Below are 15,690 nucleotides of genomic sequence, written 5' to 3' on the forward strand. Positions count from 1 at the left end.
TTAACACCGAATTAGCTGCATAGAAAATAAGTGTCCAACTTTATGGGTCCAGTGCAGTTTTTGCTGAGGAGGCTCGGCCGAACGTCCGTGGAAAGCGAAGCAGTTCCCCTCATCCTCTAGCACACACTCAATGACAGAGGATCTGATATTCATAGTCCGTGGTAAAGCAACAATCTTTACAATACAACTTTTTACTATATCAAACTCCTTACAATTCCTAGAATTCCTTTTATAAAAGAGGATTTTCCCAATATAGTATAGAATAACTACTAATAGAAGTTGGAATGGGGAGGTGGCAAGACTTGAAAGAGAAAATACGTGATCTTATAGCAGACAATGAATGCACCCATGTTCTATATGCCTATGAGGATAGAGAAAAGTATTTGAAAAATGCCATCATTTATACTCTCGAAGGAATTGAAATGGGGGAAACTGTCATTTTAATTGAAAACGAGAGGAATATGAACGTACTACAAAAACATCTGAATCGACAATTAACCAGTAGTCAGTTGAAGAAGGTCCACGCTATCAGTAACTTTGACTTTTATCAATCAAGTGGAAGTTATCATCCGCCAGCCATCTATGAGCAATTAATGAAAACGATCACTCCATATTTGGAAAATCAAATATCATTCAGGTCCTGGACAAATGTGGAATGGGGAACATTAGAGGATCCCTGCTCCATCATCGAGTGGTTTGAAACAGAAACTGATCGCGTAGTCCATGAGCATAAACTGAAAGTGGTCTGTGCATATGATTATGAGAAAATGCCGGAATATTTAGGAGAGGCCTTAAAGAAAAGTCATGGGCATCTGATGACGGATGAAAACATACTGTCATCAAAAGTTTACAGTGAAAGTAAATAGTCAGTGATTGAAAGCGATAATCCTTATAAGGGGATTATCGCTTTTTTATGAACTTTATGGGGCTATTAAAAAATATATCGATAATTAACGAAAAATAAAGAATTTTTGAACAATATACTTGTCCGTACCTCCTAGATAACTTATAATAAAAATGAAAGCGCTTAAATAGTTAAAAAATACATAAATACAGGAGGATCTTAGATGCTTTATAATAATCCGAACACGGAAGGCTCACTGGTACAATTTAAAGACAAGTATGAGAACTATATCGGTGGGGAATATGTCCCGCCGGCAAGTGGGGAATATTTTGAAAATGTATCTCCGGTAACGGGGAAGGTTTTCACCAAAATTGCCCGCTCCAATAAAGAGGATGTTGAAAAGGCATTGGATGCGGCACATGCTGCGAAAGATGCTTGGGGGAAAACCTCTGTAACTGAAAGATCCATCATCTTAAATAAAATTGCAGATCGCATGGAAGAAAACCTGGAAATGCTGGCTGTAGCTGAAACGTGGGATAATGGAAAGCCGGTTCGTGAAACAATGGCCGCAGATTTACCACTCGCGGTTGATCACTTCCGTTATTTCGCAGGTTGCATCAGAGGGCAGGAAGGATCTCTTGGTGAAATTGACAATGATACCGTTTCTTATCATTTCCATGAGCCGATCGGGGTCGTAGCCCAGATCATCCCTTGGAACTTCCCGATTCTGATGGCGGTATGGAAGATCGCTCCTGCCCTTGCTGCAGGAAACTGTGTTGTATTGAAACCGGCAGAACAAACACCGGCTTCCATCATGGTTCTTCTTGAACTGATTGAAGACCTTCTGCCTAAAGGCGTACTGAATGTAGTTCAAGGATTTGGAGTAGAAGCAGGCAAACCCCTTGCCCAAAGCAAGCGCGTTGGAAAAGTAGCCTTCACGGGTGAAACGACAACTGGACGACTGATCATGCAGTATGCTTCACAGAATATCATCCCTGTTACGTTGGAGCTTGGTGGTAAGTCTCCAAATATCTTCTTTGAAGATGTCATGGATCAGGATGATGACTTCCTTGATAAAGCAGTGGAAGGGTTCGTCATGTTTGCCCTTAACCAGGGAGAAGTGTGCACATGTCCATCAAGAGCACTGATTCAGGAATCAATCTACGATAAGTTCATGGAACGTGCAATCGAACGCGTGAAACAGATTAAGCAGGGTAACCCATTGGATACTGATACAATGCTCGGAGCGCAGGCTTCCCAGGAGCAATTGGATAAAATCCTTTCTTATATTGAAATCGGTAAAGAAGAAGGGGCAGAAGTCCTTATTGGCGGAGAGCAGAATAAACTGGAAGGCGATCATGAATCCGGATTCTATGTAAAGCCTACAGTCTTCAAAGGCAACAACAAAATGCGCATTTTCCAAGAAGAAATCTTCGGACCGGTTGTTTCTGTTACAACCTTCAAAACGAAGGAAGAAGCCCTGGAAATCGCCAACGATACCCTGTATGGACTTGGAGCGGGTGTATGGACGCGTGACATGAATACTGCTTACCGTTTCGGAAGAGAGGTTCAGGCAGGTCGCGTTTGGACAAACTGTTATCATCAATACCCGGCACATGCAGCATTCGGTGGCTACAAAATGTCAGGTATCGGTCGTGAAAACCATAAAATGATGCTCTCACACTATCAGCAAACAAAGAATTTACTAGTCAGCTATAGTCCTAAAGCGTTAGGATTCTTCTAAAATGGAACAGCGACTAGAGGCAACGGAACAAGCCCTCCAGCTGATTGAAACGTTAAAGGGAAAGCACGGTGCCCTCCTGTTTCATCAGTCAGGTGGATGTTGTGATGGCAGTTCTCCTATGTGTTTAAGTCAAGATGATCTGATCATCGGTGACAGTGATGTATTGGTAGGTACTGTAGCCGACTGTCCTTTTTACATGAATGAGCAACAGTATGAGTATTGGAAACATTTCCGTATCATATTGGATGTAAGAGAGGGAAGGGGAGGAGTGTTCTCCCTGGAATCCACGGAAGGCATGCGCTTTATCACGGATTCTAAATTGATCAAAGCCTGACATGTGATGTTATGGTTTTCCTTTTCTAAAATTCTTTTTTGGAGACAACCTATTGTATAGGTTGTCTCTTTTCTATTGTCTGAATCTACTATTTTTAATCATTACTAATTTAAAATAATTATAATTTGTGATTGACTTTCATTCTCAATTGAGTAGAATATAACTGTAATCACATAATAATAATTATAATTTAGAGGAGTGTTTGTAGTGGATAATAGACAACTAACAACGAATCAAGGCGCGCCAATTGGCGATAATCAGAACTCAATAACAGCAGGAGAAAGAGGGCCTACACTGCTAGAAGATTATCAACTAATTGAGAAGCTTGCTCACTTCGACAGAGAAAGGGTTCCAGAAAGAGTCGTCCATGCAAGAGGAGCGGGAGCGCACGGGGTGTTCGTGACGAAAAACAGCATGAAGAAATATACAAAAGCTGCCCTTTTTCAAAATGCCGGTAAAGAAACCCCTGTATTTGCTCGTTTCTCTACGGTTGTCCATGGTCAGCATTCTCCGGAAACATTGAGGGATCCCCGTGGATTTGCCGTGAAATTTTACACGGAAGAGGGGAATTGGGATTTCGTTGGAAACAATCTTCCTGTTTTCTTCATACGGGATGCCATGAAGTTTCCGGACATGGTTCATTCCTTAAAGCCCAATCCTCAAACAAATATCCAGGAACCTGAGAGGTACTGGGATTTCATGTCCTTGACCCCGGAATCAACGAATATGCTGCTTCATCTCTATACGGATGAGGGCATTCCTGCAAACTATAGACAAATGCGGGGATCGAGTGTTCATGCCTATAAATGGGTAAATGAAGCGGGGAATTCCGTATATGTAAAATTAAGATGGAAACCTAAACAAGGCATTGAGAATCTATCTTCTGAAAAAGCAGGAGAAATTCAGGGGAAGGACTTTAATCATGCAAGTCGTGATTTATATGAATCAATCGAGAATGGGGATTTTCCTGAATGGGATCTTTATGTGCAGGTACTCGATCCAATGGAAATGGATGAATATGATTTCGATCCCCTGGATGCAACAAAGGATTGGCCGGAAGATGACATTCCACCACAAATTGTCGGAACGATGATGTTGAATCGAAATCCTGAGAATGTCTTCGCGGAAACAGAATCAGTCGGTTTCAATCCCGGAGTGCTGGTGAATGGAATGTTGCCGTCAGAAGATAAATTATTACAAGGAAGACTTTTCTCCTATTCAGACACACAACGTTATCGAATCGGAGCCAATTACCTTCAGCTCCCTATCAACTGTCCATTCGCTCAGGTAGCAAATAATCAGAGGGACGGGCATATGCCAATCAAGCAGCAGAAGGGGTCTGTGAACTATGAGCCAAACAGCTTTGATGATACGCCGAAAGAGGTTGCTGGCTATATAGAGGTGCAGCAGCCGATGACTGGTGAAAGAGGGAGGCAGAAGATCCGTAAAACAGATGACTTCGGTCAAGCGGGAAGCATCTACCGAAGTTATCCTGATGAAGTGAAAGAACAGGTGGTGAAAAATATTTCTGCAGAGTTATCCACCATTGACGAAAGAATCGCCCTTAGAGCCATATGCAATTTCTTTCGGGCAGATGAAGAACTTGGAAAGAGGCTGGCGGATCGAATTGGTATGGATTTGTCTCCTTATTTGCAGCATATGTCATAAAATGAAAATGGAATGGAAGGGTACCAGACTCTTAATGAGGACTGGTGCTCTTTTTTTGGAAAGGATAGAGGAGTAAATGGGAGAGGTTTTTATATATGAACCGTTATGTTGACTTATCTACCGTTTAGGAAATTTATTAACCCTAAATCTGAATTTATCGACCGTATTTTCAATTTATCAACCGTAATTTCAGGATATCGACCATTCTACATAAATCGACAAAATCACCGGACTCCATTCGAAAATCCCCTATACCATAACAAAAAACCACTTCCCCAAAAAAAGAAAGTGGCCCCCAAAACCCATCAAAATGAACTCCGCTCAATCCCATACTTCCGGATCCGGTACTGCAGATTCTGCCTGCTCATCCCGAGTGATTTCGCTGTTTTGGTGATATTGAACTCGTGGTACTTCAGTGCTTTCTGGATATAATAGGTTTCAGCTTCTTCCATGAAAAGCTCCAATGGCTTGATTTCTGTTCCTGATTGATAGAGAAACTCCGATTCATCCTGGTTTTGATGACCGATTGCTGCATGATGGATTCTCTGCCTGAAACCGAATGGAAGGTGGTTGAATCCGATTTCTTCTTCGAATCCCACCAGATTAAATGCCCCCTCGATGACGTGCTCAAGCTCACGGACATTTCCCGGCCAGTCATACTGTTGGAATATCTCCCACACTTCATCGGAAATCCCTTTGATGTTCATAGCAAAATGATGATTGAACTGATCGATGAAATAGTTCACAAGTTCCGGCATATCTTCTTTTCTCGAACGGAGAGAAGGGATGAAGACCGATACGATGCTCAGTCTATAATAAAGATCCTTCAAAAGGCGTCCCTCTGCAATGGCATCAATTGGATCTTCGTTCACTGTCGCCATCACTCGAACGTCAAATGGAAGGTCCGTCCCTTTCGAAAAGAAGTTTAATAGCTTCTCCTGAAGGGAAGGGGTTAATGAGTTGATTTCATCAAGCAGGAGTGTTCCGCCCTGGGCCTGCTGGAATAAAGACGGTCGGTGATCTTCAGAGGATTCCACTTCATCTTCAATGGTAAAGAGCATTTCTTCAAGCATATCGTCCCGCAAAGATGAACAGTTTTGCGTAATAAAAGGGTGGTTGGCACGGGCACTGTCATTATGAATACTTTGAGCGAACAATTCTTTTCCTGTTCCGATCTCCCCACAGATCAAAACCGGGGAAGAGGTCCTCGTCGCCTGTTTTCCGGTTTCTACAGCTACCTGTAGGCGGGGATGCTTGCCGATGATGCTGTCAAAGGTGAAAAAGCTGCTGGACTTTTTATGTACTTGATCTCTCATCACTTTTTCAAGCTTGGTGATGTCCCTGGCAATTTCAATGGCTCCGATCAGCACATCACCGTGAAAAATCGGAAAGGTGTCATTCATTGTCGTGATTTCAATTCCGTTCATATTGAAATATGTTTGCTTCACATTGAGAGTGGGTTCTTTTGTAGTTAGGACCTTCAGAAGGGTGCTTTCTTCCTCGGAGTGGAATTGGAAAACATCCAGCAAATTCTTATCCAGGACGTCTTCGATTTCCATCCCTTCAATTTCACGCATCTTTCGATTGTAGATGATGGTCCTTCCTGTCGAGTCGATGACATGAACGCCTGATTCCAGATGTTCGGCGACTTTCTCGTACATATACAACCGTTTTTCAAGTTCCAGCATACGGTCTCTCTCCTTTTCAAAATCTTGGATTCTAATGGCAAATGTATTTGCTGATCTATAGTCACTTCAGGTTATATTTTCAAAAAGAATGGGATAATAGAAAATTTTAAAAAAACTCTTGAAAAACGCAACTATCTTTTGCATTATTATAAGTGTAAGGGTTTTCTAAATGCAAATATTTTTTGCATACCTGTTAATGTCCCTTGTCATTCCGGATTAAGTGTGGAAGTTGGAGAAGCCTGTTGATACAGGGGCTCTCTCCTTGTATATAAATATTGAATTGTTTTTACTACGTTAGGAGGAACCTATTATGGCAGTTAGTACTCATTCGATTATTGAACAAACAGAAAAGTATGGTGCGAAAAACTATCATCCCCTACCAATCGTCATCTCAGAAGCTGAGGGTGTTTGGGTGAAAGATCCTGAAGGAAATAAGTATATGGATATGCTAAGCGCTTATTCAGCAGTAAACCAGGGACATCGCCATCCAAAAATCATTCAGGCGTTAAAGGATCAGGCAGACCGTGTGACGTTAACATCCCGTGCATTCCATAATGACCAATTGGCCCCTTGGTATGAAAAGATTTGTAAACTGACAGGTAAAGACATGGCTCTTCCAATGAACACCGGTGCAGAGGCAGTGGAAACGGCAATCAAAACGGCTAGACGCTGGGCTTATGATGTGAAGGGTGTAGCTGAAAACAGTGCAGAAATCATTGCATGTAACGGTAACTTCCACGGAAGAACGATGACAGCTGTTTCCCTTTCTTCAGAAGAGGAATACAAGCGCGGCTTCGGTCCGATGCTTCCAGGGATCAACTTGATTCCTTACGGTGATCTGGAAGCGTTGAAAGAAGCGATCACTCCAAACACAGCAGCTTTCCTTATTGAGCCAATCCAGGGAGAAGCAGGGATTGTATTTCCTCCTAAAGGCTTCATGAAAGCGGCATATGAGCTATGTAAGGAAAACAATGTCCTATTCATTGCAGACGAAATCCAGGCAGGTCTAGCCCGTTCCGGTAAAATGTTTGCGTGTGAGTGGGAAGATGTGAATCCTGATATGTACATCCTAGGAAAAGCATTGGGTGGAGGAGTATTCCCGATTTCATGCGTTGTAGCAGATGAGGAAGTGCTCGGCGTATTCAACCCTGGCTCACACGGATCTACTTTCGGAGGAAATCCAATGGCATGTGCTGTTTCAGTTGCATCCCTGGATGTGTTGATCGACGAAGATCTCGCCGGCCGTTCCCTGCAAATGGGAGAATACTTTATGAGTAAACTTCGTGAGATAGATAATCCTATGATTAAGGAAGTTCGTGGCAGCGGTTTATTCATTGGTGTTGAGCTAAGTGAACCTGCTCGTAAATACTGTGAACAACTGAAAGAAGAAGGACTGCTTTGTAAAGAAACACATGACACAGTGATTCGTTTTGCTCCACCGCTTGTCATCTCACAAGAAGACTTGGACTGGGCAATTGAGAGAATCAAGAAAGTATTGTCTTGATACTAATTCGGGTAAGAAGATTTTTTTCTGAAATGGGTCAAAACACATAGGAAAATAAAAATTATTTCTTTCCCAAGTCAATGGTTTAAGATACGGTAATATGTTACAATTACAACGTTTCAGATCACATAATAAAGAGGCGAATGTTTACAATGGGAGAAAACCTTAATCTGTTTACTTCTACACAGCATGTCATTAATGATGCTTTATCGAAGCTTGGATATACGGAAGAAATGTATGAACTTCTGAAAGAGCCGATTCGTATGTTGACCGTCCGGATCCCTGTAAGAATGGACGATGGCAGTATCAAAGTATTTACGGGCTACCGTGCTCAGCATAACGACGCAGTCGGTCCAACAAAGGGTGGGGTACGATTCCATCCTGAAGTGGATGAAGAGGAAGTAAAGGCTTTATCTATGTGGATGAGTTTGAAATGCGGTATTGTGGATCTGCCATACGGTGGAGGAAAAGGCGGGATCATCTGTGACCCGAGAACGATGTCTTTCACTGAACTGGAGAAGCTGAGCCGTGGTTACGTTCGTGCCATTAGTCAGATTGTCGGTCCGACGAAGGATATCCCGGCACCTGATGTGTACACAAACTCTCAAATCATGGCATGGATGATGGATGAATACAGCCGTCTTCGTGAAAATGACTCACCAGGGTTCATTACTGGAAAACCGATTGTCCTTGGTGGTTCCCAAGGTCGTGAAAAGGCAACAGCTCAAGGAGTGACCATCTGTATTGAACAGGCAGCAAAGAAACGTGGCATCGATATTAAAGGTGCACGTGTCGTCATCCAAGGTTTTGGAAACGCCGGCAGTTTCTTAGCGAAATTCATGCATGATGCCGGTGCGAAGGTAATCGCCATTTCAGATGCTCATGGAGCCCTCCATGATCCGGCAGGCTTGGATATTGATTATCTTTTAGATCGTCGGGATAGCTTCGGTACTGTTACGACTTTATTTGAAAACACAATTTCGAATAAAGAATTATTGGAGCTCGAGTGTGACATTCTTGTGCCTGCAGCGATTTCAAACCAAATCACGGAAGAAAATGTCTATGACATTAAAGCATCCATTGTGGTAGAAGCTGCGAATGGTCCGACTACCTTCGAAGCAACACGAATTCTTTCTGAAAGAGGGATCCTCCTTGTTCCGGATGTACTTGCGAGTGCGGGAGGGGTAACGGTTTCTTATTTCGAATGGGTTCAGAACAATCAGGGGTATTACTGGACAGAAGAAGAAGTAAACGAGAAGCTTTATGCTAAACTTGTCGAAGCTTTCAACAATGTATACGAAACATCTCAGAATCGTCGAGTGAATATGCGACTAGCCGCATACATGGTCGGCGCACGCAAAATGGCTGAAGCCTCAAGATTTAGAGGTTGGGTGTAACGATCGCATGAATGAAAGAACGTATTCTCATTTTCCAATGAGATGCGTTCTTTTTTTAGTCTTAGAAGGAATTTATGTAAGAATGTAGAAATGGTTAAAAAGCGTTGAATTTGGGTAAAATCATTGAAATTGACAATGAAATGATTGTGATGCATGATATTTATGTTCTTGTGTTTAAACTATTAAACATTAAAGATTCGGAGGGGAAATATGTCTACTGAACTATTGATAGAAGAAGCTTCTTCTGAAGCGATTGAATCCAGTCTGCAAGCGCATAAGAAATACTTCAAGTCCGGGGTGACCCGCCCCATTCAATACAGAAAAGATTTGTTAGAGAAATTTTCTACCGTTATTAAGGAACATGAAGCAGAAATCATCGATGCCCTTAAAAAAGATTTAAATAAGTCGGAAATGGAGACGTATGCGACGGAAATCGGCATCCTCCTTGAGGAAATCCGATTCGTGCTGAAGCATATCGATGAGTGGGCAGAACCCAAAAAAGTAAAGACGGCGAAAACACATATTGGTTCTAAAGCGTATACGGTACCGGAGCCCTACGGAGTCACATTGATCATCGCACCATGGAATTATCCGGTCCAGCTTGCATTGGCCCCGGTCATCGGAGCGATTGCAGCAGGAAATACAGCGATCATTAAACCGTCGGAGCTCACACCAACCACCTCTGCACTACTGGCTCAAATGATCAACACACAATTTGATCCAAGACAGCTTTTTGTCATTGAGGGAGGGGTGGAGACGACACAAAACCTTCTGAAGCAACCGTTTGATTATATCTTTTTCACAGGAAGTGTGCCGGTCGGGAAAGTGGTCATGGAAGCAGCCGCAAAGCAGTTGATCCCCGTAACCCTCGAATTGGGTGGAAAAAGCCCGTGTATCGTGGACGAAACGGCGGATATCCCCCTAGCCGCAAAGCGGATCGCTTTCGGGAAAGTGACGAACGCCGGGCAGACCTGTATTGCACCGGACTATCTATTTATCCATAGTAGCAAGAAAGATGAGTTCATCACGGAATTTAAGAAAACCGTGATCGAATTCTATGGGACGGAACCATTGAAGAGTGATAAGTTCGGACGAATTGTAAACGAACGGCATTACAATCGTTTAACAAGCTATTTGGAAGATGGGGAAATCCTTTTGGGAGGGAATGTGGATCCTGTCGGTTTGAAAATCGAACCTACGTTAATGAAGCCAAGAGATTTCTCGGTAGCGGTGATGCAGGATGAGATATTCGGTCCTGTCTTTCCTGTCATTGAGTATGACGATCTGGAAGAAGTCATCGACTTTGTGACAGAGCGTCCGAAACCCCTTGCCCTTTATCTATTCACGAGCAATCCCATAACTGAAGAGAGGATCAACGGATCGATCTCCTTTGGTGGAGGGTGCGTGAATGATACACTTATGCATATCGTCACACCGTACCTTCCTTTTGGAGGGGTAGGCGAAAGCGGAATCGGGAACTATCACGGAGAATCAAGTTTTTCAACCTTCTCCCATTATAAGAGCATTTTGAAGCAGACGACGAAATTCGATATGAGCTTCCGTTATCCAAGTGGAAGATTCGGTATGCAGATCATCAAAAAGTTGTTGAAATAGAAAAGGTGACCCGGGATGGGTCACCTTTATTTGTTGAGGTGCTTTTTATCTTGTTGGTTCTGTATGTGGTTCTCTTTCAAGCTCTTCCGTCGGTTTGAATAACAAACCAAGGTTGATGAGGCCGGCGATTCCGACTAAACCGTAAACGATTCGGGATAAAGCTGCACCTTGTCCACCGAATATCGCTGCGACAAGATCGAATTGAAAGAAACCGATAAGTCCCCAGTTGACAGCCCCGATGATGGTAAGAACCAATGCAATACGTTGAATTCCACTCATGTTGTTTTCCTCCTATTTTCAATGGCTCATTTATAAGTTTCCCCTTCCGTCCATTCCTATTCAATGTGCCCATAGTAAAATTTCCTTGTGCAAGTTCTTTGCAATTTGGGGATGATATATTCGATAATAGAAAATGTGTTGAAAACATTTTGGGTTACGAAACAAGTGGACCCTTATTAATACAAGGAGGTAACAAGCAATGAATGAATTTACTTTTTATAATCCGACTAAATTAATTTTTGGTAAAGGACAAGTAGAGCAGTTGAAAGAATTGGTACCTCAATATGGTAAAAAGGTGCTCGTCGTTTACGGTGGTGGAAGCATTAAACGTAATGGTCTTTATGACCAGGTCATGTCTCTTCTCAACGAAATTGACAGTGAAGTATTCGAGCTATCAGGTGTAGAACCGAACCCGCGTCTTTCTACAGTTAGACGTGGTGTGGAGATGGCCAAAGAAAATAAGATCGATTTCATTTTAGCCGTTGGAGGCGGAAGTGTCATCGATTGTACGAAAGCCATCGCTGCCGGTGCAAAGTATGAAGGAGATGCGTGGGATCTTGTGACGAAGAAGGCTTTTGCCAAAGAAGCACTTCCGTTCGGAACGGTTCTTACCCTTGCGGCGACGGGTTCTGAAATGAATGCCGGGTCGGTTATCACAAACTGGGAAACAAACGAGAAATATGGCTGGGGCAGCCCTGTGACATTCCCTCAGTTCTCCATCCTGGATCCTGAAAATACGTTCACTGTACCAAAGGATCATACAATCTACGGAATGGTGGATATGATGAGTCACGTGTTTGAACAGTATTTCAATAATGCTACAAACACACCGCTTCAGGACCGTATGTGTGAATCGGTCTTGAATACTGTTATTGAAACGGCACCAAAGCTGATTGAGGATCTTGAAAACTATGAGCTACGTGAAACAATCCTTTACTCCGGTACAATTGCCCTTAATGGGATGCTTCAAATGGGCTACAATGGTGACTGGGCAAGTCATAACATCGAGCATGCCGTGTCAGCCGTATATGACATCCCGCATGCCGGTGGACTTGCGATCATCTTCCCTAACTGGATGAAGCATAACCTGAAAGTGAATCCTTCACGTTTTGCCCAACTGGCAGTGAGAGTATTCAATGTAGATTCAGCAGGTAAATCAGAAGAGGAAGTGGCGCTTGAAGGAATCGAGAAGCTTCGTGAATTCTGGTCTAGCCTCGGTGCTCCATCACGCTTAGCGGATTATGATATTGACGACAGTCAATTAGATCTTATGGCCGACAAAGCAATGGCAAACGGCGAATTCGGTAACTTCAATAAATTGAACAAAGAAGACGTTCTTGCGATCTTAAGAGCATCACTATAAGAAATGGGGGAGGGACGGACCTTTTGAGGTCCGTCCTTTTTTTGATGGGGTTTCAGTTCTAGAAAATAAAGTTAAATGGCTGGTTTTTGAGCGATTTCGGCTTAATTATCTTGTGGATTGGCTGGAATACTTCTCTTTTTAACTGGATAAAGTGGAGAATCGGCCGGATTTTCAAGTAAGGCAATCAGAATTCCCATTTTTCTATTGTAGAATCCTTCAACAGCGGTTTTCTTGCCAGTAAATAGGGGAATATAAGCAGGTGAGAACCGTCGTGAATAAAAATTTTTCATGCACGCGCTTACATAAAGGGAGCTTTCTTGATTCTCAGGTCAGCTTTCGATAAAGTGAAATAGAAGAAAATAATTTAATCGGAGGATGGTTATGACACACATTCGTTTTGATTATTCAAAAGCGTTATCGTTTTTTGGAGAACATGAACTTACATACTTAAGTGATGCCGTTAAGGTTGCTCATCATTCATTACATGAACAAACAGGTGCAGGGAGTGACTTCTTGGGTTGGATTGACCTGCCAGTTGATTATGACAAAGAAGAATTTTCACGCATTCAGAAGTCAGCCGAGAAAATTAAGAGTGATTCCGACATTCTGTTGGTAATCGGAATCGGCGGATCTTACCTGGGAGCACGTGCAGCGATCGAAATGCTGAACCACAGCTTCTACAATGCCCTTCCGAAAGAGAAGCGTTCCACTCCTCAAGTGTTATTCGTGGGACAAAACATCAGCTCCACTTATATGAGAGACTTGATGGATCTTCTGGATGGAAAAGACTTCTCCATTAATGTCATCTCAAAATCAGGTACAACGACAGAGCCGGCACTTGCATTCCGTATCTTCCGCAATATGCTTGAAGACAAGTACGGAGTGGAAGAGGCCCGTAAACGTATTTATGCCACAACGGATAAATCGAAGGGTGCCCTGAAAACATTGGCAACGGACGAAGGCTATGAAACATTTGTTGTTCCTGATGACATCGGAGGACGCTATTCGGTTCTGACTGCAGTAGGATTGCTTCCCATTGCCGTAAGCGGTGTAGAAATAGAGACGATGATGAACGGTGCTGCTCAGGCACGTGAAGATTTCGGAAAATCGGAACTGACTGAGAATCCTGCATACCAATACGCTGCGGTTCGTAACGCCCTTTACAACAAAGGAAAAACAATCGAAATGCTCATTAACTATGAGCCTGGATTACAGTACTTTGCTGAATGGTGGAAGCAGCTGTTCGGGGAAAGTGAAGGGAAAGACCAAAAAGGGATTTATCCTTCCTCAGCAAACTTCTCTACGGATCTTCATTCTCTTGGTCAATATGTACAGGAAGGCCGTCGTGATATTTTCGAAACGGTCATCAAGGTGTCAGAGCCCCGTCATGAGCTTAAAATCGAGAAAGCAGAAAGTGACCTGGATGGCTTGAACTATTTGGCAGGTGAAACAGTGGATTTCGTGAACAATAAAGCGTTCGAAGGTACATTGCTTGCCCATACAGATGGTGGAGTGCCTAACCTGATCGTAGAGATTCCTGCTATGGATGCATACACATTCGGTTACCTCGTGTACTTCTTCGAGAAAGCATGTGCTATGAGCGGATATCTTCTAGGGGTGAATCCATTTGATCAGCCGGGAGTGGAAGCATATAAAGTGAATATGTTTGCCCTTCTTGGAAAACCTGGCTTTGAAGAGAAGAAAGCTGAACTTGAAAAACGCCTTAAATAATATTAAAAGAGCACCGAGTGGAAACTCGGTGCTCTTTTTACATTTTTCTTTCCCTTTAGGAGAAACTATCCCTAAAAGAAAGGGGATGCATCCATGTGATTGAGCTTTCATCGACTATCGAAGGAAAACATTATCAACTGTATAAGCTTGAACAGCTATTAAAGCCGCTTGGATATTCGATCGGCGGAAATTGGGATTATGATCACGGTTATTTTGATTATAAAATTGATGACGAGGTTGGATATCAATTTTTAAGAGTGCCGTTTACCTCAGTTGACGGGCAATTGGATTCAAGAGGGGCTACGGTTGAATTCGGAAAACCGTTCCTACTCTCCCATAAGTATCAGGTTGGTTTAGACGATTTTGCGTCAACAGGAAGCTTCTCGGGCTCTGTCAATCAATTCTCGGAACCACAGGATCCAGATGCGAGCTTTCCTGAAGAATACATTTCTGTAGGAAAGGAACTTGTGAAAGAACTTGAAAATACGTTGTTTTCTAGTTAGAAATCACAAGCAGTTCGTCTGATTGTTCAACGATTGTCGTTAAAGGAGGATTCACAGTTGTGTTTTCTCCTTTTTTTATGCCTAAAAGGATGACATTGTTCTTGAGAAGATGTCCACTAAGAGAATGGAAATTTTCATTGATGTACTCTTCTGCAACAGGGACCAGCTTCAGATTATTTCCTTTGAGGTGATTCAACAGCTTTAAGATCGTTTTAGACATACCTTGAGAAATGATGCTGTTCATCATTACATAGCTTGTCTGCATATTCGTCTGAATGACTTCATCGGCCCCTGCCCGCTTCGCATTCGCGACCTGATCTTTCTGAAGAATCTCGACCACTGTATACAATTCCGGGTGGTTCCCTTTAATGGCAAGAAGCGTCAAGACGGAATTCATATCCGACGTGATTTCATCTTTATTTTGATCGGCTGTAATAACGGCTATCGATGCTTCCTGCAAATTGACTTTCTTCAGGATCGCATCCTTGAAAGGGGTTCCCTTTACAAAGTGAATATGATGATTGTTATAAGGGTTCTTCTGGAGGGTTTCATCGACCAAAATGATATCACAACCTGACTGAAGGGAGGTAAGCTGATTGATCACTTCCCGTGCACGCTCATTCCAGCCTACAATCACGACATGTTCTTTTCCTTTGAACGTGGCCTTTCCTTCCAGGTAGGCATTTTGTGTCATGACGGTTTCCGCTGCCAGAGTGACAAAATAGGTGGAAAGAAAGCCTGCACCAACCAGGATAAGTACAATTCCGAGAAGTCTTCCTTCTAATGTTAATGGAACAAAATCGCCATATCCTACTGTGGATGTCGTAATGATCGCCCACCAGATGCCGTCGAATAATGAGGGAAAGGTGTCAGGCTCTATGAAATGAATGATGGTACCAAATGAAAGCATCAGCGTTATGGCGATCATGAATATCCGAATAACTAAGGGCCAGCGCAAGAACCCGTGAAACAATTGCTGTACCATTCTACCAGCTCCTTTTTCATCTGCACTGACCATTAT

13 protein-coding genes are annotated in these 15,690 nt (G+C 42.8%); 10 read left to right on the forward strand and 3 right to left on the reverse strand.

The genetic code is table 11. The features are described from left to right. Nucleotides 1-302 precede the first annotated feature (302 nt). The 4 genes from ACIGG7_RS22920 (at nucleotide 303) to ACIGG7_RS22935 (ending at nucleotide 4,590) form a co-directional block, all read left to right on the forward strand. Nucleotides 303-866, forward strand: a complete 564-nt coding sequence (locus ACIGG7_RS22920; RefSeq protein WP_397551119.1) for an MEDS domain-containing protein — start codon at nucleotides 303-305, stop codon at nucleotides 864-866. Nucleotides 867-1,067: 201 nt separating this feature from the next. Then, nucleotides 1,068-2,588, forward strand: coding sequence for an aldehyde dehydrogenase (gene adh, locus ACIGG7_RS22925; RefSeq protein WP_224945386.1), 1,521 nt, complete (start codon nucleotides 1,068-1,070; stop codon nucleotides 2,586-2,588). A 1-nt stretch (nucleotide 2,589) separates the two neighbouring features. Then, nucleotides 2,590-2,922, forward strand: a complete 333-nt coding sequence (locus tag ACIGG7_RS22930) for a DUF779 domain-containing protein (RefSeq protein WP_397551120.1) — start codon at nucleotides 2,590-2,592, stop codon at nucleotides 2,920-2,922. A gap of 207 nt (nucleotides 2,923-3,129) precedes the next feature. Then, nucleotides 3,130-4,590, forward strand: coding sequence for a catalase (locus tag ACIGG7_RS22935; protein WP_397551121.1), 1,461 nt, complete (start codon nucleotides 3,130-3,132; stop codon nucleotides 4,588-4,590). Between the two features lie 305 nt (nucleotides 4,591-4,895). Here ACIGG7_RS22935 and ACIGG7_RS22940 read toward each other — a convergent pair whose 3' ends face one another. Further along, a complete protein-coding gene (locus tag ACIGG7_RS22940) occupies nucleotides 4,896-6,278 on the reverse strand; it encodes a sigma-54 interaction domain-containing protein (protein WP_397551122.1) in 1,383 nt (460 codons plus the stop codon). Nucleotides 6,279-6,588: 310 nt separating this feature from the next. On the opposite strand from ACIGG7_RS22940, the gene ACIGG7_RS22945 reads away from it, so the two are divergent. The 3 genes from ACIGG7_RS22945 to ACIGG7_RS22955 all read left to right on the forward strand — a co-directional run bounded on the left by ACIGG7_RS22945 (nucleotide 6,589) and on the right by ACIGG7_RS22955 (nucleotide 10,793). After that, the gene (locus tag ACIGG7_RS22945; protein ID WP_263628286.1) at nucleotides 6,589-7,782 is read left to right on the forward strand and encodes an ornithine--oxo-acid transaminase; all 1,194 of its coding nucleotides are present in this window, start codon (nucleotides 6,589-6,591) and stop codon (nucleotides 7,780-7,782) included. A 152-nt stretch (nucleotides 7,783-7,934) separates the two neighbouring features. Then, nucleotides 7,935-9,179, forward strand: coding sequence for a Glu/Leu/Phe/Val family dehydrogenase (locus ACIGG7_RS22950; protein ID WP_224945377.1), 1,245 nt, complete (start codon nucleotides 7,935-7,937; stop codon nucleotides 9,177-9,179). 210 nt (nucleotides 9,180-9,389) lie between these two features. After that, entirely contained in the window at nucleotides 9,390-10,793 is a 1,404-nt protein-coding gene (locus tag ACIGG7_RS22955; protein WP_397551123.1) for an aldehyde dehydrogenase, read from the forward strand. Between the two features lie 45 nt (nucleotides 10,794-10,838). Here the strand turns inward: ACIGG7_RS22955 and ACIGG7_RS22960 are convergent, their stop codons facing one another. Then, the gene (locus tag ACIGG7_RS22960) at nucleotides 10,839-11,072 is read right to left on the reverse strand and encodes a DUF378 domain-containing protein (RefSeq protein ID WP_224945374.1); all 234 of its coding nucleotides are present in this window, start codon (nucleotides 11,070-11,072) and stop codon (nucleotides 10,839-10,841) included. Nucleotides 11,073-11,271: 199 nt separating this feature from the next. Here ACIGG7_RS22960 and ACIGG7_RS22965 point away from each other — a divergent pair, with 199 nt between their 5' ends. From ACIGG7_RS22965 to ACIGG7_RS22975, 3 genes are all read left to right on the forward strand, one after another. Beyond that, nucleotides 11,272-12,435, forward strand: coding sequence for an iron-containing alcohol dehydrogenase (locus tag ACIGG7_RS22965; RefSeq protein ID WP_397551124.1), 1,164 nt, complete (start codon nucleotides 11,272-11,274; stop codon nucleotides 12,433-12,435). Nucleotides 12,436-12,816: 381 nt separating this feature from the next. After that, the gene (locus ACIGG7_RS22970) at nucleotides 12,817-14,166 is read left to right on the forward strand and encodes a glucose-6-phosphate isomerase (RefSeq protein WP_397551125.1); all 1,350 of its coding nucleotides are present in this window, start codon (nucleotides 12,817-12,819) and stop codon (nucleotides 14,164-14,166) included. A 95-nt stretch (nucleotides 14,167-14,261) separates the two neighbouring features. Continuing rightward, entirely contained in the window at nucleotides 14,262-14,669 is a 408-nt protein-coding gene (locus ACIGG7_RS22975) for a YugN-like family protein (RefSeq protein WP_224945368.1), read from the forward strand. On the opposite strand, the gene ACIGG7_RS22980 is transcribed toward ACIGG7_RS22975, so the two are convergent. Beyond that, nucleotides 14,662-15,654, reverse strand: coding sequence for a potassium channel family protein (locus tag ACIGG7_RS22980; protein WP_224945366.1), 993 nt, complete (start codon nucleotides 15,652-15,654; stop codon nucleotides 14,662-14,664). The two genes, ACIGG7_RS22975 and ACIGG7_RS22980, sit on opposite strands and share 8 nt — an antisense overlap. Nucleotides 15,655-15,690 lie beyond the last annotated feature (36 nt).

The sequence above is a fragment of the Rossellomorea sp. NPDC077527 genome (genome assembly GCF_044542955.1).
Classification (GTDB): domain Bacteria; phylum Bacillota; class Bacilli; order Bacillales; family Bacillaceae_B; genus Rossellomorea; species Rossellomorea aquimaris_E.